16 protein-coding genes and 1 tRNA gene are annotated in these 22,063 nt (G+C 70.3%); 5 read left to right on the top strand and 12 right to left on the bottom strand.

From position 1 onward, the window contains the following. Positions 1-12 precede the first annotated feature (12 nt). The gene (locus BN1701_RS01790) at positions 13-309 is read left to right on the top strand and encodes a hypothetical protein (protein WP_054044817.1); all 297 of its coding nucleotides are present in this window, start codon (positions 13-15) and stop codon (positions 307-309) included. A 22-nt stretch (positions 310-331) separates the two neighbouring features. Then, positions 332-1,657: a cytochrome P450 gene (locus BN1701_RS01785; protein ID WP_054044814.1), complete on the top strand. Its 1,326-nt coding sequence runs from the start codon at positions 332-334 to the stop codon at positions 1,655-1,657. Here BN1701_RS01785 and BN1701_RS33875 read toward each other — a convergent pair. The 8 genes from BN1701_RS33875 to ettA form a co-directional block, all read right to left on the bottom strand. Next, complete coding sequence (locus tag BN1701_RS33875; RefSeq protein ID WP_082859606.1) at positions 1,601-1,795, bottom strand: DUF397 domain-containing protein; 195 nt, start codon at positions 1,793-1,795, stop codon at positions 1,601-1,603. The genes BN1701_RS01785 and BN1701_RS33875 overlap by 57 nt on opposite strands. 6 nt (positions 1,796-1,801) lie before the next feature. Beyond that, on the bottom strand, positions 1,802-2,647 hold the full coding sequence (locus BN1701_RS01780; protein WP_054044812.1) for a helix-turn-helix transcriptional regulator: 846 nt from the start codon (positions 2,645-2,647) through the stop codon (positions 1,802-1,804). A gap of 67 nt (positions 2,648-2,714) precedes the next feature. Continuing rightward, positions 2,715-3,347: a hypothetical protein gene (locus BN1701_RS01775; protein WP_054044810.1), complete on the bottom strand. Its 633-nt coding sequence runs from the start codon at positions 3,345-3,347 to the stop codon at positions 2,715-2,717. Continuing rightward, entirely contained in the window at positions 3,340-3,783 is a 444-nt protein-coding gene (locus BN1701_RS01770; RefSeq protein ID WP_054044808.1) for a thioesterase family protein, read from the bottom strand. The genes BN1701_RS01775 and BN1701_RS01770 overlap by 8 nt, the downstream gene beginning before the upstream one ends. Before the next feature lie 85 nt (positions 3,784-3,868). After that, on the bottom strand, positions 3,869-8,818 hold the full coding sequence (locus BN1701_RS01765) for an NAD-glutamate dehydrogenase (RefSeq protein WP_054044806.1): 4,950 nt from the start codon (positions 8,816-8,818) through the stop codon (positions 3,869-3,871). A gap of 240 nt (positions 8,819-9,058) precedes the next feature. Continuing rightward, the gene (locus BN1701_RS01760) at positions 9,059-10,015 is read right to left on the bottom strand and encodes a hypothetical protein (protein ID WP_157367724.1); all 957 of its coding nucleotides are present in this window, start codon (positions 10,013-10,015) and stop codon (positions 9,059-9,061) included. A 755-nt stretch (positions 10,016-10,770) separates the two neighbouring features. Further along, positions 10,771-13,746 (bottom strand): hypothetical protein, encoded by a 2,976-nt coding sequence (locus tag BN1701_RS01755; protein ID WP_157367723.1) that lies wholly within the window; start codon positions 13,744-13,746, stop codon positions 10,771-10,773. A 17-nt stretch (positions 13,747-13,763) separates the two neighbouring features. Beyond that, positions 13,764-15,440 (bottom strand): energy-dependent translational throttle protein EttA, encoded by a 1,677-nt coding sequence (gene ettA / locus BN1701_RS01750; protein ID WP_054044800.1) that lies wholly within the window; start codon positions 15,438-15,440, stop codon positions 13,764-13,766. Between the two features lie 191 nt (positions 15,441-15,631). On the opposite strand from ettA, the gene BN1701_RS01745 reads away from it, so the two are divergent. After that, positions 15,632-15,937: a Rho termination factor gene (locus tag BN1701_RS01745; protein ID WP_231949436.1), complete on the top strand. Its 306-nt coding sequence runs from the start codon at positions 15,632-15,634 to the stop codon at positions 15,935-15,937. Between the two features lie 29 nt (positions 15,938-15,966). Here BN1701_RS01745 and BN1701_RS01740 read toward each other — a convergent pair whose 3' ends face one another. The 3 genes from BN1701_RS01740 to BN1701_RS01730 form a co-directional block, all read right to left on the bottom strand. Then, the gene (locus BN1701_RS01740) at positions 15,967-16,503 is read right to left on the bottom strand and encodes a single-stranded DNA-binding protein (RefSeq protein ID WP_054044796.1); all 537 of its coding nucleotides are present in this window, start codon (positions 16,501-16,503) and stop codon (positions 15,967-15,969) included. 164 nt (positions 16,504-16,667) lie between these two features. Next, complete coding sequence (locus BN1701_RS01735) at positions 16,668-18,671, bottom strand: cytochrome c oxidase assembly protein (RefSeq protein WP_054044793.1); 2,004 nt, start codon at positions 18,669-18,671, stop codon at positions 16,668-16,670. Between the two features lie 90 nt (positions 18,672-18,761). Further along, positions 18,762-20,030 (bottom strand): MFS transporter, encoded by a 1,269-nt coding sequence (locus BN1701_RS01730; protein ID WP_067520485.1) that lies wholly within the window; start codon positions 20,028-20,030, stop codon positions 18,762-18,764. Between the two features lie 262 nt (positions 20,031-20,292). On the opposite strand from BN1701_RS01730, the gene BN1701_RS01725 reads away from it, so the two are divergent. Next, on the top strand, positions 20,293-21,345 hold the full coding sequence (locus tag BN1701_RS01725) for a LacI family DNA-binding transcriptional regulator (protein WP_231949434.1): 1,053 nt from the start codon (positions 20,293-20,295) through the stop codon (positions 21,343-21,345). A 112-nt stretch (positions 21,346-21,457) separates the two neighbouring features. Next, positions 21,458-21,530, top strand: a tRNA-Arg gene (locus tag BN1701_RS01720). 239 nt (positions 21,531-21,769) lie between these two features. Here BN1701_RS01720 and BN1701_RS01715 read toward each other — a convergent pair. Beyond that, complete coding sequence (locus tag BN1701_RS01715) at positions 21,770-22,006, bottom strand: IS3 family transposase (protein WP_067520483.1); 237 nt, start codon at positions 22,004-22,006, stop codon at positions 21,770-21,772. Positions 22,007-22,063: the final 57 nt, after the last annotated feature.

The following is a 22,063-nucleotide window of genomic DNA, read 5'->3' as shown; positions in this document are numbered from 1 at the left end:
AGGCGGTGCCCCATGACCTGGAGCGAGACCAACAGCTACTACTCGACACTGCGGTCGGTGGCCGCCGACCTGGAGCGCACCCGCGACGGCGTGGTGCCGTGGCGGCCGGGGTTCGCCGAGATCTTCGGCGACCGGGAGGGTCTCCTGCTGGCCTTGCGCCGCCGGTGGGTGGTCATGGTGCAGGCCCAGGTCGAGTGGCCGGTCGACCGGAATGGCCGCCCGAGTGCCGAACTGCGCGCGCTCGCCGCCCAACACCCGGGCCTGCTGGCGACCTTGGGCGGCGTGGTCCACCTGCCGGTGGGCGCCTGAAACGACAACGGAGGGGCAGCGCATGAACTGGAACCCGTCGCGTCCGGCACGGTCGGCCCTGGTCTGGGGCATCCGCTACGGACTACCCGGCGCCGCCATCCGCTACGCCGCCCGGCGCGGGGACCCCGTGGCGAAGGTGATCGCGGACCCCGAGGTGCTGGCGGACCCGTTCGCCGCCTACGACCGGCTCCGCGCCCGAGGTCCGGTCGTGGCGAACCGGATGGTCAGCGCGACCGCCAGCCACGCCGTGGTGAACTCCGTGCTGCGCGACGAGCATTTCCTCGCGGGCCCGACCCCGGCGCCGACGAACTGGCTGAGCCGGGTGGCGGCGGCCGCGGTCGACCCGGCGGCTCTCGGCCCCGGCGAACCGCCGTCGCTACTGGCCATCCACCCGCCCCAGCACACCCGCCTGCGCGGCCTGGTCTCCCGCGCCTTCACCCCGCGCGCGGTGGCGGCGTACTCCGAGCGGATCCGCGAGATCGCCGACGAACTGCTCGACGACATAGCGCGCGGACCGGCGACATTCGACCTGATCGACACCTACGCGGCGCTGCTGCCGGTCACCGTGATCGCGGAGATCATCGGCGTCCCGGTCACCAACCGCGCTCAGTTCCTCGACTGGGGCGCCAAAGCCGCGATGTCCCTCGACCCAGGCATGACCTGGCGTGAGTACCGCGTCGCCGACCGCGCGATCCGCGACATCCACACGTGGCTAGGCACCCACATCGCCGACCTGCGCCGCGACCCTGGCCCGGACATGCTCAGCAGGCTGGTGCGGCTGGACGAGCTGACCGACGTCGAACTGAAGTCCACGGCCCAGTTGCTGCTGGGCGCGGGCTTCGAGACCACGGTCAAGCTGATCGGCAACGCGGTGGCGTTGCTGCTTCGCCACCCGGATCAACTCGGCGCGCTGCTGGCCGACGCGTCGGGCTGGGACAAAGCGGTGGAGGAGGTCCTGCGGTTCGACACCCCGGTCCAGATGACGCTGCGGACAGCTCACACGGACACAGAACACGTCCCGGCAGGCCAGTCCTTGATCGTCCTACTCGGCGGCGCCAACCGGGACCCGGCGGTATTCGACGACCCGCACCGATTCGACATCACCAGGGCCAACGCGCGCGAACACCTGGCGTTCTCAGCCGGAGTGCACTACTGCCTCGGCGCCCAACTCGCGCGCATGGAAACAGTGATCGCGCTGCGCGCCCTGTTCGAACGATTCCCGAACCTGGCCGCGGCGGGCACGCCGGTCCGTGGCGGCACCCGAGTCCTGCGCGGCTACCGACACCTGCCCCTACGGACGGGGAAGGTCGGGCTGCGGGCGGTGGAACAGGATCAGCTGGCTGGGTAGGGCGGGGAAGGTGAGGATGCCCCCGGCGGGATGCTTGGAGTCACGGACGGCGATCATGTCGGGGAACCGCGCGAGCTCGACGCAATCCTCACCCCCGCTGAAGGTGGACTTCCTCCATCGGGCTTGGCCAAGCTCCATCTTGTTTCACTCCTTGCCAAAAGTTGAAACGAAGCGGCGGAGGAACTTCACCGATTCGGCTGAACAAAGGGCCGCAGCCATCAGCTTATCCGTGGTCTCGCGGTATGGCCGGATCTCGTGTTCGGCATCCCGGAACATTGATGACTGCGTCAGCTCGAGGTAGACGATAGGCGGGTTCTTGGCGAACTCCATCCAGGTATAGCTCCCGTCGAGACCAGCATGTGTTCCGCACTCGAACGGGATGACTCGGATCTCCACGTGGGGAAGCTCGGCCATGTCGGCCATGTGCTGACACTGGGCAGCCATCAGCGCCCGACTGCCAGTCGGCCTGCGAAGTACGGCTTCATCGATGAACGTAAGGTATCGCGGCGGATTCGGCCCCAGAAGTACCTTCTGCCGCTCCAGTCGGGCAGCTACCACCTCCGCGCGCTTCTGTGCCGGGAAGCCGAGCGCGGTCAGGGTGGTACGGATGTAGTCCGCTGTTTGCAGCAGGCCAGGTATGCGCAGCATCGCCGCGTGCACGATGAGGGTGGCCTCAGCCTCGAAACCGGTCAGGGCGCCCAGATGTAGGGGCAGGCCCTCGCCATCGGTTTCGTGCCACCCTGAGAGGTTGACCTCCTTTGCCAGGACAAGGATTCTCGCGCGTACAGGGCCGATGACCTCATAGGTCGCGAGCAGGGCGGACGCGGTCACCGCCGTGATCGGGCGCAGCCCACTCTCCATGCGGCTGAGACTCGCGATGGAGATCCCCACTTTCCGCTCGACCTGCCGAAGGGTGAGGCCCGCGTCCTTGCGGAGGTTCTTCAGTTCCGCCGCTAGTCCGCGGTTGCGGGCGTTGCCGTATTTCGTCATGCGGTGATTGGACCAGCACCCACCGTCACCAGCGACCGGTCCTTTTCCCCGGGTGGGAACACACCCGCTAGACCAGCAGCGGCAACAGAGCGTGTCGGCGGCGGACGACGGCGCCGTAGCGGGCGTCCAGGCGCATCCAGGAGTCCGTCGCCGTGACGCGGATGTTCTCGTCGTCGCCGTCGGTCAGGAAACCCATACCGGACAAGGCGAACAGGCACCGCAGCGGCACCTTGATCTCCAGTCCGTCGCCGGTCACCGTCAAGACCGACTGGTCCAGCAGCGACGCGGGCGGATTCCCTTGCGGGCCGACGTTCTCCCGCGCGACCGCCAAACCCTTGTCCGTCAGCTCGGACACCGCGCGGGCCGGGATCGAGTCGACCATCTGCCAGTGCTGCGTCGGCGGCAGGGCCGAGCGCCACTGCATGTCGCGGGAGGGGCCGGGATCGAATCTTTCGCTGCGGACCACGGCCAGGCCCGCCAGCAGTTCGTTGCCGAAGACCGTGATGTCGTTGGGCTCGACCGATCCGCGCGCGGTGCGGGTCGCGAGCACGTCGAACGGGGTGGCGACCCACGCGTCGATCAGGCCGCCCTCTCGGCCGCGCAGGCGGACCACGGCCTGCTGGTCCAACCGGACCGCGCGGGCGACGAACGCGCCGAGGTCGTCGCGCTCGGAGGGGTCGGCGAAAGTCAGTTCAGGCACGGAGGACACCGCCGTTCCCGCCGTTGTGCCAGGCGGCCAGGAAGTCCCGTTCCGAGTCGGTGATCCGGCGGGGCTTGCTGTTGACCAAGTCGTACGGCGCCAGGGTGGTCGTCGCGGTGACGGCGACAGGGTCGGATTCCTTGGTGCCGTTGTGAACCGTGTAGTCCAGGATGAAGTAGGCGCCGCGGATCTCGCGGACCGACACCGCGATGCGGACCGCGCCGCCGGTGGCGAACAGGGGTAAGTGGTATTCCACCGAGAGCTTCGCGATGACCACGCCCTGGGCCAGGTCGATGACGCCGCGCAGCTTGGCCTCATTGAAGAGCAGGTCGACCCGGGCCTCTTCGAGCAGCGTCACCGTGTTCGCATGGTTGACGTGCCCGTACGCGTCCATGTCCGACCAGCGTGGCCGCACCTCGGAAACGAAAACACCCACAGACTCACCCTCCGCCCAGCGTTCCGTCCCCAAACCCTACCCGCCCCTCCCAGCACGCCGACCGTGCTGGGAGGGAGGCAGCGAACTATCGGACCATGCTGCGGATCTGGCGGGCCGCCACCGACAGCGTGGCCAGGTCGAACACTCCCGAGCCGTGGATCTCGGCGAGGGACGACCGGGCCCGGTTGAGCCGGGAGGCGTTGTGGCTCTCCCACGCGGCGATCTTCTCGTCGGCCGAGTCGCCCGGGTCGGTCTGGCGCAGGACGTCCACGGTGATCGCGCGCAGCGAGCCGTAGAAGTCGTCGCGCAGCGCCAGACGGGCCAGCGCGTGCCAGCGGTTGCCGCGCTCCAGGGCACTGACCGCCGTCAGCATCTGATCGACATTGAGGTGGTCGGCCAGGGCGAAGTACAGCTCGGCGGCCTCGACCGCGCTGCGGTCGTCGTAGCCCTCGTCGCGCTCGGCCAGCTCGGCGACCTCGATGATGTCGAGCAGGCAGTACCAGTCGAGCATCGCCGAGATCCGGTTGGCCAGGTCGGCGGGGGCTCCCCCGGCGATCATCTGTGCGGCCTCGGTCTCGGCCTCCTCGCGGGCGCTGCCCCGCAGCATCCCTCTGACCGTCGGCGCCAGCGTCCGCACGGCGTCGCGGAAACGGCTGATCTCCGCGCCCACCGCCAGCGGCTGCGGGCGGTTGGTGAGCAGCCAGCGCGACGCCCGGTCGAGCAGGCGGCGGGTGGCGAGCACCATCTGGTCGGCGATGTCGGTCGGGATCACGTTGTCCAGCGCGGCGATCTCGGCCCACACCGACGGCAGGTCGTAGACCCTGGTCGCCACGGCGAAGGCGCGCACGGCGTCGGTCGCCGTCGCGCTGATCTCCTCGGCCAGGCGGAAGGCGAACGAGATGCCCGCGCCGTCGACGACCTCGTTGACCAGCAGCGTCGTGGTGATCTGCCGGTGCAGCGGGTGCTCGGGGATGGCCTTGGCGAAGCGCTCGCGCAGCTGGCTCGGGAAGTACTCCGGGAGCCTGCGGGCGAACACGTCCTGGTCGGGCAGCTCGCTGGCGAGCACCGTCTCCTTGAGCGAGAGCTTCACGTGCGCGAGCAGCGTGGCCAGCTCCGGCGAGGACAGCGCGTCGCCCGCCTTGTCCATGGCCGCGAACTGCGACTTGGTCGGCAGCGCCTCCAGCTTGCGGTCCATACCGTTGCGCTCCAGCGCCTCGACCAGCCGCGCGTGCACCGACAGCATCGGCGCGGCGTGCGCCCGGCTGACCCCCAGGACGGCGTTCTGCCGGTAGTTGTCGGCCAGGACCAGCTCACCGACCTCGTCGGTCATCTCGGCCAGGACGGCGTTGCGGCCTTCCTCGTCGAGTTCACCCCGGCGGCACAGCTCGTCCAGCAGGATCTTGATGTTGACCTCGTGGTCGGAGCAGTCCACGCCCGCCGAGTTGTCCAGCGCGTCGGTGTTGATCTTGCCGCCGGTGCTGTCCGGGCCGCCGACGCGGGCGAACTCGATGCGACCGCGCTGGGTCAGGCCCAGGTTGCCGCCCTCACCGACGACCTTGACCCGCAGCGCGGCACCGTCGACCCGGACCGCGTCGTTGGCCTTGTCGCCGACGTCGACGTGGTTCTCGGTGGTGGCCTTGACGTAGGTGCCGATGCCGCCGTTCCAGAGCAGGTCGACCCGCGCGAGCAGGATCGCGTTCATCAGCTCCTGGGGGGACAGCTTGTCGACGCCCTCGGGCAGGCTCAGCGCGCGCGCCGCCTGCGGGCTGATCGGGATCGCCTTGAGGGTGCGCGGCCACACGCCGCCGCCCTCGCTGATCAGGTCGCGGTTGTAGTCGTCCCACGATGAGCGGGGCAGCTCGAAGAGCCGCTTGCGCTCGGCGAAGGTCGTGGCCGCGACCGGGTCCGGGTCGATGAAGATGTGCCGGTGGTCGAACGCGGCGACCAGGCGGATGTGCTCGGAGAGCAGCATGCCGTTGCCGAACACGTCGCCGGACATGTCGCCGACGCCGACCACGGTGAAGTCCTGGGTCTGGGTGTCGACGCCCAACTCGCGGAAGTGCCGCTTGACGCTCTCCCACGCGCCCTTGGCGGTGATGCCCATCGCCTTGTGGTCGTAGCCGACCGAGCCGCCGGAGGCGAACGCGTCGCCCAGCCAGAAGCCGTAGCTCTTGGCGACCGCGTTGGCGATGTCGGAGAACGTCGCGGTGCCCTTGTCGGCGGCGACGACCAGGTAGGTGTCGTCGGCGTCGTAGCGGACCACGTCCTTGGCCGGGATGACCTCGCCAGCCTGCAGGTTGTCGGTCAGGTCGAGCAGGCCGCTGATGAACATGCGATAGCACGCGATGCCCTCGGCCATGAACGCCTCGCGGTCCAGCGCCGGGTCGCCGGTCGGGGTGGCGGGCTTCTTGACGAAGAACCCGCCCTTCGCCCCGACCGGGACGATCACCGCGTTCTTCACCGCCTGCGCCTTGACCAGGCCCAGCACCTCGGTGCGGAAGTCCTCCCGCCGGTCGGACCAGCGCAGGCCGCCGCGCGCCACCGAACCGAACCGCAGGTGCACGCCCTCGACCCGCGGCGAGCACACGAAGATCTCGAACCGCGGCCGCGGCTCCGGCAGATCCGGCACCGCGCGTGGCTCCAGCTTGACCGCCAGGTAGGAGCGCGGGTTGCCCGCCTCGTCGCGGACGAAGTAGTTCGTGCGCAGCGTCGCCCGGATGAGGGTGAGCAGGCTGCGCAGGATGCGGTCCTCGTCGAGGCTGGTGACGCCGTCGATCATGGTGGTGATCTCGGCGATGCGGGCCTGGGCCTGGGCGCGGCGCTCGACCTCCGGGGAGGCCGGGTTGAAGCACGCCTCGAACAGCTCGACCAGCGCCGTGGCGATGGCGGTGTGGGCGAGGACGGCGTCCTCGATGTACTCCTGGCTGTACGGGGTGCCCGCCTGGCGCAGGTAGCGCGAGTAGGCCCGCAGCACCGACGCCTGGCGCCAGGTCAGGCCGCCGCGCAGGACCAGCGCGTTGAAGTTGTCGGACTCCGCGTCGCCCTTCCAGGCCGCGGCGAACGCCTCCTGGAAGCAGACCCTGACCGCGTCGATCCGCTCGGGGTCGATGTGGTCGAGCACGACCGGGTCGATGCGCAGGCCGAAGTCGTAGATCCACCAGGTGGTGCCGTCGTCGCGGAGCAGCTCGTACGGGCGCTCGTCGACGACCTCGACGCCCATCTGCTGCAGCACCGGCAGGATCTTCGACAGGGTGACGCCCTCGCCCGCCAGGTAGAGCTTGAAGCGGCGCTCGCCGGGCGCGGCGTCCTCGGGCATGTAGAACGACATGTCCAGGTCGTCGTCGGCTCGCAGGCCCTGGAGTTTGCGCAGGTCGGCCAGGGCGTCGGCGGCGGAGAAGTCTTCCTTGTACGCCTCGGGGAACACGCTGGCGAAGCGCTGGCCCTGTTCGGTGGGCGACTCGCCGGTCTCTTCGCGGCCCTCGCCGATGACCGCCTCGACCATGCGGTCGTCCCAGGAGCGGACGGCCTCGGTGAGGCGTTCCTGGATCCGGCTGACGTCGGGCTCGATGTCGCTGCCCGGGTCGGTGTGGACGATGAAATAGACCTGGGCCAGCGGGGTCTCCCCGACCCGGGTGCTGAACTCCAGGTTGGTGCCCGCCAGCTCGTCGAGCAGGACTTCCTGCATCGCGATGCGGGTCGTGGTGGTGTAGCGGTCGCGCGGGAGGAAGACCAGGCAGGAGAAGAACCGGCCGAACGGGTCCTGGCGCAGGAACAGCCGCAGACGGCGGCGGTCGGCGAGCGCGATGACACCGGTGGCGGTGGTGTAGAGCGAGTCGGACGTGGTGGAGAACAGCTCGGCGCGCGGCCAGTTCTGGATGACCTCAAGCATGCGCTGGCCCGAGTAGGACTCCATCGGGAAGCCCGCGCGGTGGATGACCTCGCGCACCCGGCGCTCCACAACAGGGATGTCGAGGACGTCCTCGTGCAGCGCGGTCGTGGTGAACACACCCAGGAAGCGGTGCTCGCCGGTGGCGTTGCCCTCGGCGTCGAAGGTCTTGACGCCCACGTAGTACGGGTAGGTCGAGCGGTGGACCGTCGATGGGGCGCTGGCCTCGGTGAGGACGAGCAGGTTCGACGACAGCGCGTGGGTGGCCGAGTCGGGGCCCGCGGTGAGGCTGCGCGAGGCGAGGCTGTCCTGGCGCAGGACGCCCAGACCGGTCGCCAGGACCGCGCGCAGGGCGGGCTCGTCACCGCGGACCAGCTCGTAGTGGCGGTAGCCGAGGAACGTGAAGTGGCCCCCGGCCAGCCAACGCAACAGGGCGGCGCCGTCGGTGACCTGCTCGGCGTCCAGCGGCGGCGGGGCGGTCGTCAGCTGGTCGGCCAGGGACTTGGCGGTGCTGACCATGCGCTTGGTGTCCTCGACGACCTCGCGGACGTCGGTGAGCACGGACAGCAGGCTGGTCTCGATCTCGCGGGCCCGCTCGCCGTCGCTGACGAGGTCGACCTCGATGTACATCCACGACTCGGCGAACGCGCCGGTCGGCGGGTCGTCCGGGTCGGCGGTCGGCAGGACCTCGCGCAGGTTGCCGGTGACGTCGCGGTGGACCACCACGATCGGGTGGACCACGCGCTGCACCTGAACGCCGCTGCGCACCAGCTCGGCGGAGACGGACTCGACCAGGTAGGGCATGTCGTCGGTGACGAGTTGGACGACCGAACCGGGGGCGCTCCAGCCGTCCTGGCCGGAACTCGGGTTCACCATCCGGACCGCCGGGCGGCCCTTCACCCTGCGTCGCGCCAGCTCGGCGTGCGACCGCACGGCGCCGACGAGATCCACGGGGTCGTCGTCGAGGATTTCCTCCGGGGGGATGTAGCGGTAGTAGAGGCGGATCAGATCCGCGATGTCGGACGCCTGCTCGGCGGCCGACTCGATGAGCTCGTCTCGGGTTTGCTCGGGACTGCGGCTGACCGGGCGTCCGTCGTCGGAACCGTCGACGTTGACGGCTCTAGCGGTGCGAATTCCAGTCGAGGTCATTTTCAGGCGACTCCACGCTAGGCGGCACGCCGGTGTGCCACATGCAGCTCACACACTAGTGCCGCGACGTGACGGTCTGGGGCGCACCGGGTCAGGTCGTATCCCGGTAACGGAATGTTGACGTGGCGTGCGTCCGGTTGGGACTCGGACCGTGCGGACTTCGGCTCGGAACGTCCAATTCTTCGGCTGGACTCGGCCGCGCGTTCCGACGGAGCCCCAGCCGAAGCCTCATCCGACGCCTCAGCCGGAGTCGATGTCCGCGGGCGCCCACTCCGACGAGCGGTGCCTGCCCTTGAGCGGATTGTCCGGCTCGGCGGCCCGCCGCCTGCCACTGGACTCGGGCTCAGCCACGGGATCCACGGCCCGCGCGTCGGCGGCCCAGGCACCCGCGGTCTCCAGGTCGCGCTGAGGCTGGGTCTCCTGGAAGGCCACCATCGCCTCGGCGAGTAGCTCGGCGAGCCCACTGGAGGACGTCCGCTCCCGCCGCCCCGCAAGCCTGGGCGTGTCGTTACCCGCCGTCCGCCGAGCCCACGCCGCAGCCGCCGCCGACCGCGCCGACGTCGGCGGGGCGGGCTCGGTCACTCCGGTATCCGCAACGGCCGGATCGGCGGCAGCGGCGGCCGCCTCATCGGCAGCGGGAGGCGGACCATCACCACCCGCCCCGGCGGTGGCGGGTGAAGGGACCTGGCCGGGGTCGACGGGGTCTTCGGCGGGACCGGCGTCTGGGGTGTCGGCGACAGCCGCTGACGCCTGGCCTGCCTGGACGCTCCCATGGTCGACGGCGGCGGGGTCACCCGCGATGTCGGAGTCCGCGGGCGGGGGGGCTTCGAGGACCGCGTCGTACGAACCGGGAAACGTGGCGATTCCGGACTCGTCCTCATCGAAGGAGAGCCTGCTGTCGATGGGCAGCGGTTGCGCTTGCCCGACATTCGGTGCCTGCGAGGCTTCCGCCTCGGCGCGTTGGTCCGGGTTGGCGTGCTGATCCAGGTTGGTGTGGTGATCCGGGTCGGGGTGGTCCGGATTGACGGCTATCTCGATGAGTGTTTCCAAGGTGGTGTCACTCGACGTCGGCGGCACCGCGAGCAAAGCACTCAACCGAGCCAACATCTCCGCCGCGGAGGGCGGCGGCTCGACGTCCATCTCAGGCTCAACCGGGGACACGCCGTCGGGAGACTGGCCCGGAGTCGGGTCCGTCATCGGGCTCGGGGTTGGCATGGGACTCGGGATCGAGCTTGGTGTCGGGCTCGGCGTGGGACTCAGGTTCGGGCTGGGTGACGGGCTCGGGCTGAATGTCGGGCTCGGCGTGGGACTCGGGATCGGGCTGGGTGACGGGCTCGGGCCTTGGGTTGGCTCACTCGGCATGGGCTTCGGGCGAGGAACGTCGCCCGGTGTCGGGCCTGGGCTTGGGTCCCAATCTGGTCTGGGGCCCAGGGGTGGGCTCGGCTCCGGCACCGGGTGCGGGATAGGCAACGGGCTCGGCGTCGGTAGAGGGCTTGGCGTCGGTAGAGGGCTCGGCCCAGGGCCAGGCATCGGCATCGGTCCAGGGCCCGGGCCCGGGCCCGGAACGGGATCTGGGCGCGGGTCGGGGCCGGGTCCCGGGCGCGGATTGGGGCCAGGTCCCGGAATCGGGCGCGGATCCGGGCCAGGACCCGGAATCGGATCGGGATTAGGTCCTGGGCGCGGGTCGGGGCCAGGGCCCGGGCGCGGATCCGGGTCCGGAATCGGATCGGGATTAGGTCCTGGGCGCGGGTCAGGGCCCGGGCGCGGATCCGGGTCAGGTCCCGGAATCGGGCGCGGATCCGGGCCAGGACCTGGGATCGGGCTGGGATCGGGGCCGGGCAACGGCCTGGGATCCGGGGGCGTAGGGAAGTCAGGGCGGGTCGGAGGCCGCGGGATCTCATCGGGTTCGCGCTCCACCGGCATGGACGCGACGGGCTCGAACGAGCCCGGCATCATCGGCGGAGCGGGCAACAGATCGAAGGGAAAGTCATCCTCCGGCGCCCGCCTGCGACCACCTCGACGCGGCTCGATGCCGAACCGGCTGAGCAGGGCCTGGGCGTCGGACGTGGCCTCGTCCTCGGGGGCCGCCGATCCCGACGAGCAAGAGGCGCCGCGCCGTCGGAAGACACTGTGTCGTCGCCTGTCGTCGCCGACCCGGCCGCGGCAGAGAAGGCGGCGTCCGCCTCCGAGGCGGACGTGGCCGCCGCCGACAAAGCCGCTGTCGACGGAGCCTCCGTCGACCGAACATCCATAGACCGGTCCCCTGTGGACCAAGCCCCAGTCGACCCGATCTCGGCTGACCGACCACCTGCCCGCGCCGCACCCTCAGCTTCAGTCTTCGCCGACCAACCCTCTGCCGACCCGACCTCCGCCGACCAAGCCTCTGTCGACCCGACCTCCGAGCGAGCCCCTTCCACAGACCGAGCCCCCTCGGACCCGGCCCCGTCAGCCCCTGCCGATGCCCTCGCCGACCCGACGTCCAACGGTTGCTCGTCTGCCTGCCCGGCATCCGCCGGTCGCTCCCCTGTCGGCTGGGCGTCCGCGGACACCGCCTCTGGCGACCATGCTCCGGTAGATCCTGCCCGTGCACCTGCTGACCAGGCTTCCGTCGTCGGGAGCTCCAGTGGCGGCGGCTCCGTCGAGATGGTCGTAGCAGGTGCGGGCGTCATGCCGCTTGCCGTGCTCGCAGCGTTCCCGAGCGCAGGCGTCAACTGGCTTGCGGCTTCGACGTCGGCGAGCGCTGACCGCGTGTCCGGGCGGCTTCCCATTCCGCCTGCGAGCGGCCGGTCCGATGTGACCGCCGGATCGAGTGGGGCCGCGTCGAGGTGGGTGATGTCGTTGCGTGGGGCGGCGGGTGGGGACAGCACCGCCCGCGCGGCGGACAGGAGGGGGTCGACGCCGTCTCGGGGAGAGTCTCCTGCGGCGGGGTGGGTGGCCACACCGGTGCGGATGGCCAGGTCGCGGCCCTGGTCGTCGACGAGCCAGGCGGATTCGGTGGCGCGGTCGCGGATGGTGGTGGCCAGGTGGAGTGCGTCGGCATGATCGGTGCCGGGGAGCAGGACCGCGAACTCCCCCAGGTCGGTCCGGACCAGTTCCGCGTCGGCGGGGGCCAGGTCCCGCACGTGGGAGGCCAGCGCGTTCAGCGCGACGTCGCCGCCGACGGGGACGGGCGGCTCGATCGGCTCGGTCGCCTGCACGGTGCCGACCGGCGCCACGTGCACCAAGACCAGGGAGAACACCGCGCCTGAGGGGAACACGGGTTTGGCGCGTCGCCCGGTGGACTCGCGGTTGGGGAGGGGCGGGTTGGGCAGGCTCGCGATCAGGGCTGCGAGGGCTGATTCAGCCAGAGCCGACCCCGCACCCGCGGAGGACTCCGAACCACCGCGCGTTCGCTCCTCGCCCAGGTGGTCAGGGGCGTGCGCGTCGGTGTCGGCTTTACCTGCCGGGACGCGGGAGTTGTCCTCGGTTTGATCGAGGTAGGCGCCGAGGGCCCGTCTGGTGGCGGCAAGGTCCTCGCCAGGCGTTTCGTGAGCACCCGCGTCGAGCATCCCGGTGGGACCGGCGGGGTCCGCGGCGGCCGGGCCAAGGTCGAAGTCGAGGTCGGGAACCGCGGAAGTCGCGGGATGCGCGGGCGTGCGGGTGCTCGCGCCGGGACTGTGAGTCGACGCGGTGTCGTGGGACGGGACCTCGCCCGAGTGCGAGCCGCTGATCTTGGTGATCTCGGAGCGGGCGGCTCGGGTGGCGCGGGCGGGAGTCGTGGGACGGCGGGACGACTGGTCCGGAAGCGGGATGGACGTCGGCGTCGGGTGCGTGCGCGGCGTGCCGGTTCGGGCGAGGGCGCGCAGTTGGGCGACGGCTCGGTCGGCGCGGGTTTCCAGGCCGAACTCGGTGCTCAGGCGGTGGCGGGCCAGGTCGACCGCCCGCACGTGGCGGTACTCGGCGGCGCGAGCGGAGCGCAGGGCGTGGAGGGCGTCGGCGGGGCGGTGGGATTCCTCGTCGGCGTGGGCGAGGAAGGTCCAGGCGTCGGCCAGCAGTGAGTCGAGCAGGTGGCGCTCGGCGGTTTGGACGACCTCGGCGATCAGGGCGCGGCCGAGGTCGGTGCGGCCCGCCGGGATGTGGACCCGGGTGGCGAGAGCCAGGCGCAGCCTGCCCAGCGCCGGTGCCGACGCGGCGCGGGTGGGGGTGGTCAGCGCGGGTTCGGCGGCTTCGACCGCCTCGTCTTGATGGCCGTCGTCGAGGAGGGCGCAGACCAGTTCGAGGGTGAGGCGGGCGCGGGCCCGACCGCCCTCGCTCGCCGGGTGGTGCAGGCGGTGGACCTGGGCCAAGCCCGCTCGGGCCATGTCGGCCGCGGCCTCGGTGTCGCCGTGGCGGCGGTGGTAGGAGGCTGCGCGGACGTTGAGCAGCGCGGTTTCGACGCGACGGGCGTCCTGGGTGAGGGTCTCGTCGGCGGCGAGCAGGCGCTCGGCTTCGGCGAGGGCGTCCTCCAGGTCGTCGCGGCCGCCGACATGGGCGGCGCAGGTGACGAACTGACCGAGCGCGATGGCGCGCACGGCGGGCTTGGCCGTCTTCGTCTGCAGAACCGGGCGCAGCACTTCACACCCGGTGAGAGGTTCGCCGAGCGCGCGGGCGCACGCGGCGAGGACGACCCGGATCCGCGCGGACCGGTCGACCTGGCCGCCCGCCGTGGTGGCGTGCAGGGCGGCCAGGCCGGGTTCGACGGCTTCGGCGTGTCGACCGAGGGTGACCAGCGCGGCGGCCAGCAGGGCCTGGGCCCTGGTCCTGGTCGCCTGGTCGGCGGCACCGAGTGCGCGCGTGGCGAACTGCGCGGACAGTTCGGGAGCGCTCCACCGCAGGCGGGCGGCGACGTCCACGAGTGCGTCGCACTCTGACGTGCCGCCTGCCGCGGGTAACTCGTTCCAGGCCGCCACTTTCGCCGGTCTCCCGTCTAGTCCCGGGTCAGTTTGCGGTAGGTGACCCGGTGCGGACGGGCGGCGTCCGCGCCCAGTCGGTCGATCTTGTTCTTCTCATAGCCCTCGAAGTTGCCCTCGAACCAGAACCACTCGGCCGGGTTCTCCTCGGTGCCCTCCCACGCCAGGATGTGGGTGCAGGTCCGGTCGAGGAACCACCGGTCGTGGGAGATGACCACAGCGCAGCCGGGGAACTGCTCCAACGCGTTCTCCAGCGAACCCAGGGTCTCGACGTCGAGGTCGTTGGTGGGCTCGTCGAGCAGGATCAGGTTTCCCCCCTGCTTGAGCGTCAACGCGAGGTTCAGCCGGTTGCGCTCACCGCCGGAGAGCACGCCCGCGGGCTTCTGCTGGTCGGGGCCCTTGAAGCCGAACGCGCTGACGTAGGCGCGCGACGGCATCTCGACCATGCCGACCTTGATGTAGTCGAGCCCGCCGGACACGGTCTCGAAGACCGTCTTCTTCGGGTCGATGTTCGCCCGGTTCTGGTCGACGTAGGACAGCAGGACCGTCTCGCCGACCTTGACCTCGCCCGCGTCCGGCTTCTCCAGGCCGACGATGGTCTTGAACAGCGTGGTCTTGCCGACGCCGTTGGGACCGATCACGCCGATGATGCCGTTGCGCGGCAAGTCGAACGACAACCCGTCGATGAGGACGCGCCCGTCGAAGCCCTTCTCCAGGTTCTTGACGTCGACCACGATGCTGCCCAGACGCGGACCCGGCGGGATCTGGATCTCCTCGAAGTCGAGCTTCCTCGTCTTCTCGGCCTCCGCCGCCATCTCCTCGTAGCGCTCCAAGCGGGAGCGCGACTTGGTCTGCCGCGCCTTGGCGTTGGACCGCACCCAGGCCAGCTCCTCCTTGAGGCGCTTCTGCAGCTTCTGGTCCTTCTTGCCCGACACCGCGAGACGCTCGGCCTTCTTCTCCAGGTAAGTGGAGTAGTTGCCCTCGTACGGGTAGGTGCGGCCGCGGTCGATCTCGAGGATCCACTCGGCGAGGTTGTCCAGGAAGTACCGGTCGTGGGTCACGGCCAGGACGGCACCGGCGTACTGCGCCAAGTGCTGTTCGAGCCAGAGCACACTCTCGGCGTCGAGATGGTTGGTGGGCTCGTCGAGCAGCAACAGGTCGGGCTTGGACAGCAGCAGCTTGCACAGCGCCACCCGGCGACGCTCACCTCCGGACAGCACCGTGACGTCGGCGTCCGGCGGCGGGCAGCGCAGCGCGTCCATCGCCTGCTCAAGCTGGGAGTCCAGGTCCCACGCGTCGGCGTGGTCGAGGTCTTCCTGAAGCTTGCCCATCTCCTCCATGAGTTCGTCGGAGTAGTCGGTGGCCATCAGTTCGGCGATCTCGTTGAACCGGTCGAGCTTGGCCTTGATGTCACCGACCGCTTCCTGGACGTTGCCCAGGACGGTCTTCTCCTCGTTCAGCGGCGGCTCCTGCTGGAGGATCCCGACGGAGTACCCGGGCGAGAGGTATGCCTCGCCGTTGTTCGCCTGATCGAGACCCGCCATGATCTTGAGCACGCTGGACTTGCCCGCGCCGTTCGGACCGACGACGCCGATCTTGGCGCCGGGCAGGAAGTTGAGGGTGACGTCATCAAGGATGACCTTGTCCCCGTGCGCCTTGCGCACCTTCTTCATGGTGTAGATGAACTCGGCCATGCTCGCGATCGTAGAGCGGTCCGCCACGGCCGCTGATCGCGGTCGCCCGGTTGCCCGGCCCACGGCCCGCCGGAACCGCCGTTCGGGGGACCTCGCGCGGCGGGTTTCCGCGCCCGACCAGCACTGATGTCGCAGCGAACAGGTGGCGAACGCAAGGAGTCAGCACGGTCGTGTCGTCTCAGGTTGGTCCGGTGGAGAGCGCGGGCATCCCGCAAACGGGCCGTGGGAGGAGCGATAACACGCCGAACCCGAGCATCAAGAACGAACGCATGTATCGCGAACCGCGCCAGGACGGCGAGTCCAAGGAGAAGACGGCACGCATCTCGAACGCGGTCGCGGCCAAGGGGCACTCGACGGTGTCGGCGCGGGGTGGAAAGTCTGGATCGTATGCGGACTGGACGATCGAGCGGCCGCGCAAGCGGGCGGCGGAGATCGGGATCGACAGGCGGTCGTCGATGAGCAAGAAGGAACCGATGGAAGCGCTTCGCGACCATTGACCGCTGGTGGATGTGGGGACTCGCGCGCATCACGCGGCGACCTGATCCCCGGCGTCGTTTTCATCGACCAGGTCAGGTGAGGGCTGCGAGCTCTCGCCGCCGGGCAGGGACGGTTCGGGGTCCGCGGACAACGCGGGAGTCGTCGGTGGCGATTCGAGGGCCAGCTGCGGTTGGGCTGGAGCGGATGCTGGGTGTTTCACCGCGTGGACGGTGTCGCGGTCGATCTTGACCTGGCAGCGGGACAAGTCGGGGCCTACCGATCTGGCGTCGAGGTCGACGCTCAGGCGGCGGTGGCTGTCGGTCAGGTACTCGCGGTGATAGAGCCTGCCGGTGACGATCACCTTGTCGCCGCGGCGCAAGGACGCGGCGACGTTGACTCCCAGGTCACGCCAGCAGTGCACGGAGACGAACATCCTGTCGCCGTCTTTCCAGTGTCCGGTGTCGCTGTTGTAGCGGCGTTCGGTGGTCAGCAGGCGGAAGCTCATCACCGGAACGTTGTCGCCGGTGCGCCTCTTGGTGATCTCGCCCGCCACCATGCCGACCATCGTCACCACGGTCTCGTACACAGTCCGTCCTCTCCTCGTGGGTTCTTGTGACCCCAACGTTCCCGGAGCGGGAGGACGGCGACCAGAGGGCGTCCGTGAGCTGTGGATGGTTCAGGGATTGTGGATAACCCCAGGCCACGAAGGCGCGACACAGCGCGGATTGTCGGGCCTATGCGGTAGTGGGCCTACTTCTCCTTGGCCATCTGCTTGAGCATCTCGTTGTAGGCGTCGAGGTCGTCGCTGTCGCCTGAGTCGACGCGGCGGTCGGTGCGGCGGGCCTCGCGGTCGTCGGCGCGAGCCCATTGCACGAGCAGTGCGATCAGGACGACCAGCAGCGGGATCTCCCCGGACGCCCAGGCGATGCCGCCGCCGAGGCGCTGGTCGGCGAGGAGATCGGTGTTCCACGGCAGGGCCAGGCCGCGGTAGAACTGCTCCCCCACGACCGTCTGCATGCTCATCAGGATCACGCCGAAGAACGCGTGGAATGGCATGGACGCGAAGACCAGGCCGAGCCGGGCCAGGTGGGGCAGCTTGCGCGGGGCCGGGTCGATGGAGATCACCGGCCAGTAGAACAGGTAGCCGACCAGCAGGAAGTGCGCGTTCATCAGCAGGTGCGCCCAGTGTTCTGGGAGCGCTGAGTCGAACAGCCCGGACAAGTACAGCCCGTAGAACGAGCCGACGAACAGCACCAGCGCGACGACCGGGTTCGTCAGGGCCCGCGACACCGGCGAGTGGACGAACGCCAGGATCCACTCGCGCGGTCCGGGTGGGGCATCCTTGCCCGCGGGCTTGATCGCGCGCAGGGCCAAGGTCATCGGCGCGCCCAGGACCAGCAGGATCGGGGCGAGCATGCTCAGCATCATGTGGGTCTGCATGTGGACGCTGAACATCGCCGGGGCGTAGCGGCCGAAGCCGGACGACGTGGCGAACAGGATCACGAAACAGCCCAGCAGCCAGGCGATCGTGCGCCCGACCGGCCACGCGACGCCCTCGCGCCGGAGTCGGAAGACGCCGCGCAGGTAGAACGCGGCCAGCACGAGGGCCAGGGTGCCGAAGATCAGGTCGAAACGGACGTCGAACAGCAGCCGCAGTGTCGTCGGGGCGTGGTCGAGCGGGTAGCCGAGCTGGAGTTCGACCCGGCCGGGCTCGACATACGCGGTACGTGGCGGCGGCGTCCTGGCCAGGCCCGCCGCGATACCGAAGGTGACGAGCATGATCAGCACCTCGGCGGCGGCCAGCCGCAGCAGCGTCGCGCCGGAGCCGCGTTCGACGATGCCCTTCACGCCGCGTTCGCGCTGCAGGTAGCCGAAGACGCCGAGAACGAGCAGCGCGGCGACCTTGGCCAGCACGAGCAGGCCGTACGACGTGGTGAACAGGTCGCTGAGCGGGAGCCGCACCAGCGCGTTGACCACGCCGGACCCGGCCATCACGATCCAGCAGACCAGCGCGATCCGGGAGAACCGGGACGCCGCGAGGCCCAGGTGTGCGCCCTGGCGGCGGCCGTGGGCGAGCAGCGCGATCAGCCCGCCGACCCACAGGGCCGCGGCGACCAGGTGCAGCAGCAGGCTGTTGGTCGCCATGTCGTGCTGTCCGCCGCTGGACGAGTGCCCGGTGACCGCGACCGGCATGAGCCCGAACAGGGCGACGCCGAAGAGAGCCGTGGTCCAGCCCCAGGTGAGGACGATGCGGGTGCCGACCAGCACAAGCAGTGCGATGGCCGCGGTGAACAGCCAGGACTTCGCCTGCGAGAGCGAGCCGACCAGGTTGACCAGGATGTCGGCGGGCAGGATGTCGGAGATCGGCCTGCCCACGGCGTCGGCCGCGGTGAACGGGGCCGACAGCAGGGCGCCGACGAACCAGGCCGCCGCGCCCCAGGCCGCGGTGCGCAGCGCGGCGTATCCGCCGACGTCGAGCACGCCGTCCGACCGCGGCGGCGCGAGGAACACCGCGAACAGCAGTGAGCCCACGGTGATGACCGCGCCGACCTCGGCGAGCACCCGCACGACCGTCAGGCCGTGCTCGGTGAACGCGTCCGGGGTCGGCAGCCCGAGAATGGCGTACCGGTCACCTCCGGACAGCATCACCAGGACCGCGGCGACCAGGGCGGCGAGCAGGGTGCCGACCACCAGCAGCGGCGCGAGACCCGCACCGCGCGTGGGGGCGGCCTTGTTTTCCGGCGGGCTGTCCACTGACACGGGATAAGCCTAGTCGGCCCTATTTCACGGTTGGCGAGACCGGGATTTCCCGATCGTCAACCGCCCTCTCTCTCGACGCCATGGCTAGGGGGTGTCCTGTGGATCTTGGTGGGTGGGATCCGTGATCCGCTTGGTTCCTGGGCGTGCCGCGGGGACGGTCGCGTACTGGTTGTCCGTGGCCGTTCCCGCGGTGCGGCCAGGGGCCGAGCGGGCGCGGATACCGCCCGCCATGATCCGCAGGACATGCCCTAGGGGGGCGATGAGGGCCGCGACTATCCCGGCGAAGGAGAGCGCGAGGGCGAGGTCGCTCAGGTGCGCGATGCCGCCGATCAGCGGCGGACCGGCGAGGAAGCCCGTATAGGCGATCGCCGTGACGAACCCGATCTCGCGTTCGCCGCCCGTGCCGTCCGCGCGGCGGCCCGCGGCGCCCGTGAGGGCCAGCGCCACCGGGAACGCGTAGGCCAGACCGACCCCGGCCAGGCCGAACCCGGCGAACGTGGCGACCGGGGACGGGACGGTCGTGGCCAGCAGCAGGCCCGAGCCCCCGACCACGGCGCCCGCGACGAGCAGGCGGTACGGGCCGAAGCGGCGTTCCGCGCGTTCGCCGAGGAGCCGGGTGACCGCCATGGCGACGGAGAAGGTGCCGTAGACGAACGCCGCGGACGACTCGCCGAGGCCGCGGTAGTCGGCGGCGAAGAGTGCCGACCAGTCGGCGCTCGCCCCTTCCGCGACCGCGGAGCACAGTGCCACCGCGGCCAGCAGCCAGAGCACGGGGCGACGCGTCGGTGCTGGTCCAGGGGTCGCGTCGGGCTGTGCGGCTCGCTCGTTGGGCACTTCCCGCACGACCGCGACGAGGACGAGAGCCACGACGACGGCGACCGCGGTCAGGTGCGGCAGCGGTGACCAGCCAACGGCGGCGGCGAGCGCGGCACCGGCCGCGCCGATGAGTCCGCCGAAGCTGAAGCCCGCGTGGAAGATCGGCATCAGCGCCCGCTCGGCCCGGCGGGTGACAGTCACGGCGGCGATGTTCATCGCGACGTCGAGCATGCCCACGCTCGCGCCGAGCGCGACCAGGGTCAGACCCAGCGTCAGCGGGTTCGACGCGAGGCCGAGGAACGGGATGACCAGGCACGATGCCAGGCCCGACGCGCCGACGAGTACGCGGGCGCCGTAGCGCGCGCAGAGCCGCCCGGTCAGCGAGGCGACCAGGATCATGCCGACGCTGGCGCCGAGCAAGGCCAGGCCGAGGGTCCCCTCAGCGGCGTCGACCTGGGCGGCGAGGGCGGGGATACGCGAGGCCCACGACCCGAAGACCACCCCGTTCATGGCGAAGACGACAAGCACGGACCGCACGGCACTCCCCTGAGGATTAGTGGTCACGACCGGAAGTTCGTCGGGGGTCTCGACGGCCCAGCTTCCCGCTGGCCGCACGGCCGAAAGGCCCACGGACAACCAGTACGAGGACCTTCCGCCCGCACGCCCAGCGGAAACCTTGGATCCGCCGATACCCCCGACGAACTTCCGGTCGTGCCCACTAGGCGACTCCCACCATACTTAAGCGCTTCAGTGATCGCTACGCGCACGCGAGGAAAGTGGTGCGGACTACGCTGTAGCCGTGAGTCAGCAGCCGGTCCGTCGACCGACCCTGGACACCGTCGCCACCGCGGTCGGAGTGTCCCGGGCGACGGTGTCGAACGCCTACAACCGGCCCGACCAGCTGTCCGCCGCACTGCGCGAGCGGATCATCTCGACGGCGTCGGAGCTGGGCTACGCGGGACCCGACCCGGTCGCCCGCTCGTTGGCGACCCGGCAGAGCGGCGCGGTGGTGGTCATGCTCGGCGGCGGCCTGTCCGCGGCGTTCACCGACCCGGCCCTGTCGATCGTGCTCGACAGCCTGACCTCCACGTTGGACCGCGAGCGCGCGCTACTGCTGCTGCCCGGCACCGGCGCGGGCCCCAACCCGGACAGCGTCGCGCGGGCCCAGGCCGACATCGCGATCGCGTACTCCCTTCCGGACGATTCCCCCGCGCTGGCCCAGGTGTCGGCGCGATCGCTGCCGCTGGTGGTGATCGACCAGCCCGCCCTGCCCGCGACGGCCAGAGTGGACATCGCCGACGAGGCGGGCGCGGCCATGGCCGCCCGACACGTACGCGACCTCGGCCACCGCCGCGTCGCGATCCTGAGTTTCGCGCTGGACACCGATGGCCACCGTGGCCCTGTGTCACCGGACCGATGGCGCGCGGCGCGATTCCGGGTGACCCGCGACCGGATCCGCGGCTACCGAGGCGAACTCGGCCAGGACGTCCCCATCTGGGAAGCCCCGTGCAGCGCGCGCGACCACGGCCGCGAAGGCGCCCGCTGGCTGCTGACCCGCGACCCCCGCCCGACCGCACTGCTGTGCCTTTCGGACGAACTGGCCATGGGCGCCATCCGCGCGGCGACCGACCTGGGCCTGCGCGTCCCGTCCGACGTGTCCATCGTCGGCTTCGACGACACCCCGGCCGCGCACTGGGCCGACCCACCCCTCACCACGGTTCGCCAAGACCTCACCGAGAAGGGCCGCACCGCCGCTGAGCTGGCCTTGAGCCTGCTCGACGGGTCGAGACCGGGACCAGCCCGGACCCTCCCCGTCACCCTGATCGAGAGGTCGTCGACGGCACCGGTGTGACCCGGTCGCGTTCTCTTCGTCACTCGACCGGTGCGATTGGGAAACAGTCGAGGCCGTCGGAACGATCAGATCAATCGGGACGGTTAACCTGCTCCGGCAGGCGCCGCCCCACGCCCCTGTAGCTCAGCGGATAGAGCAGGAGCCTTCTAAGCTCTTGGCCGCAGGTTCGAGTCCTGCCGGGGGCACCGAAAACATGGGCAACATCAACAACCGGCCGGTTGACACTCGAAGACACCTACACGGTGTGAGTGCCAACCGGCCAGTTCACGTTGTGCGGTTTGGTAGGTGGGGTTCCTGTCGGGGGTAGGTACGACCCGCTAGCCAGTGAGTTTGCGGTTCGACGCGGAGAAAGTGTCGGTGGTTAGCCAACCAACGCAGGGCCGCGACAGCGCGTTGTCAAGCCCCAGGTTTCGTGGAGACTGGATTAGTTGGTTTCCAGGGTTGCGGTGACCGGGTGGGTCATCGCGTGTAGTGCCTCGTACTCGGCGGGCGGGAGGTGCCCGAGTTCGCCGTGCAGGCGCCGGTTGTTGTACCATTCGATGTACTCGACGGTGGCGATCTCGGTGTCGTCCAGACCGCGCGATGGTCCGCCAACGGATGCGACCGCGCCAGCCTCGGCGAGACGTTGGGTGTAGCAGATGGCCCGATACTGCACTCTCACTGTCGCTGTGGTGGACCAGCCCGGTCAGGCCCGCGCTGGTGGCCTGGCGGCGCCAGA

The sequence above is a fragment of the Alloactinosynnema sp. L-07 genome (assembly GCF_900070365.1).
GTDB lineage: Bacteria > Actinomycetota > Actinomycetes > Mycobacteriales > Pseudonocardiaceae > Actinokineospora.
This window is presented reverse-complemented; position numbering and strand designations above follow the sequence as displayed.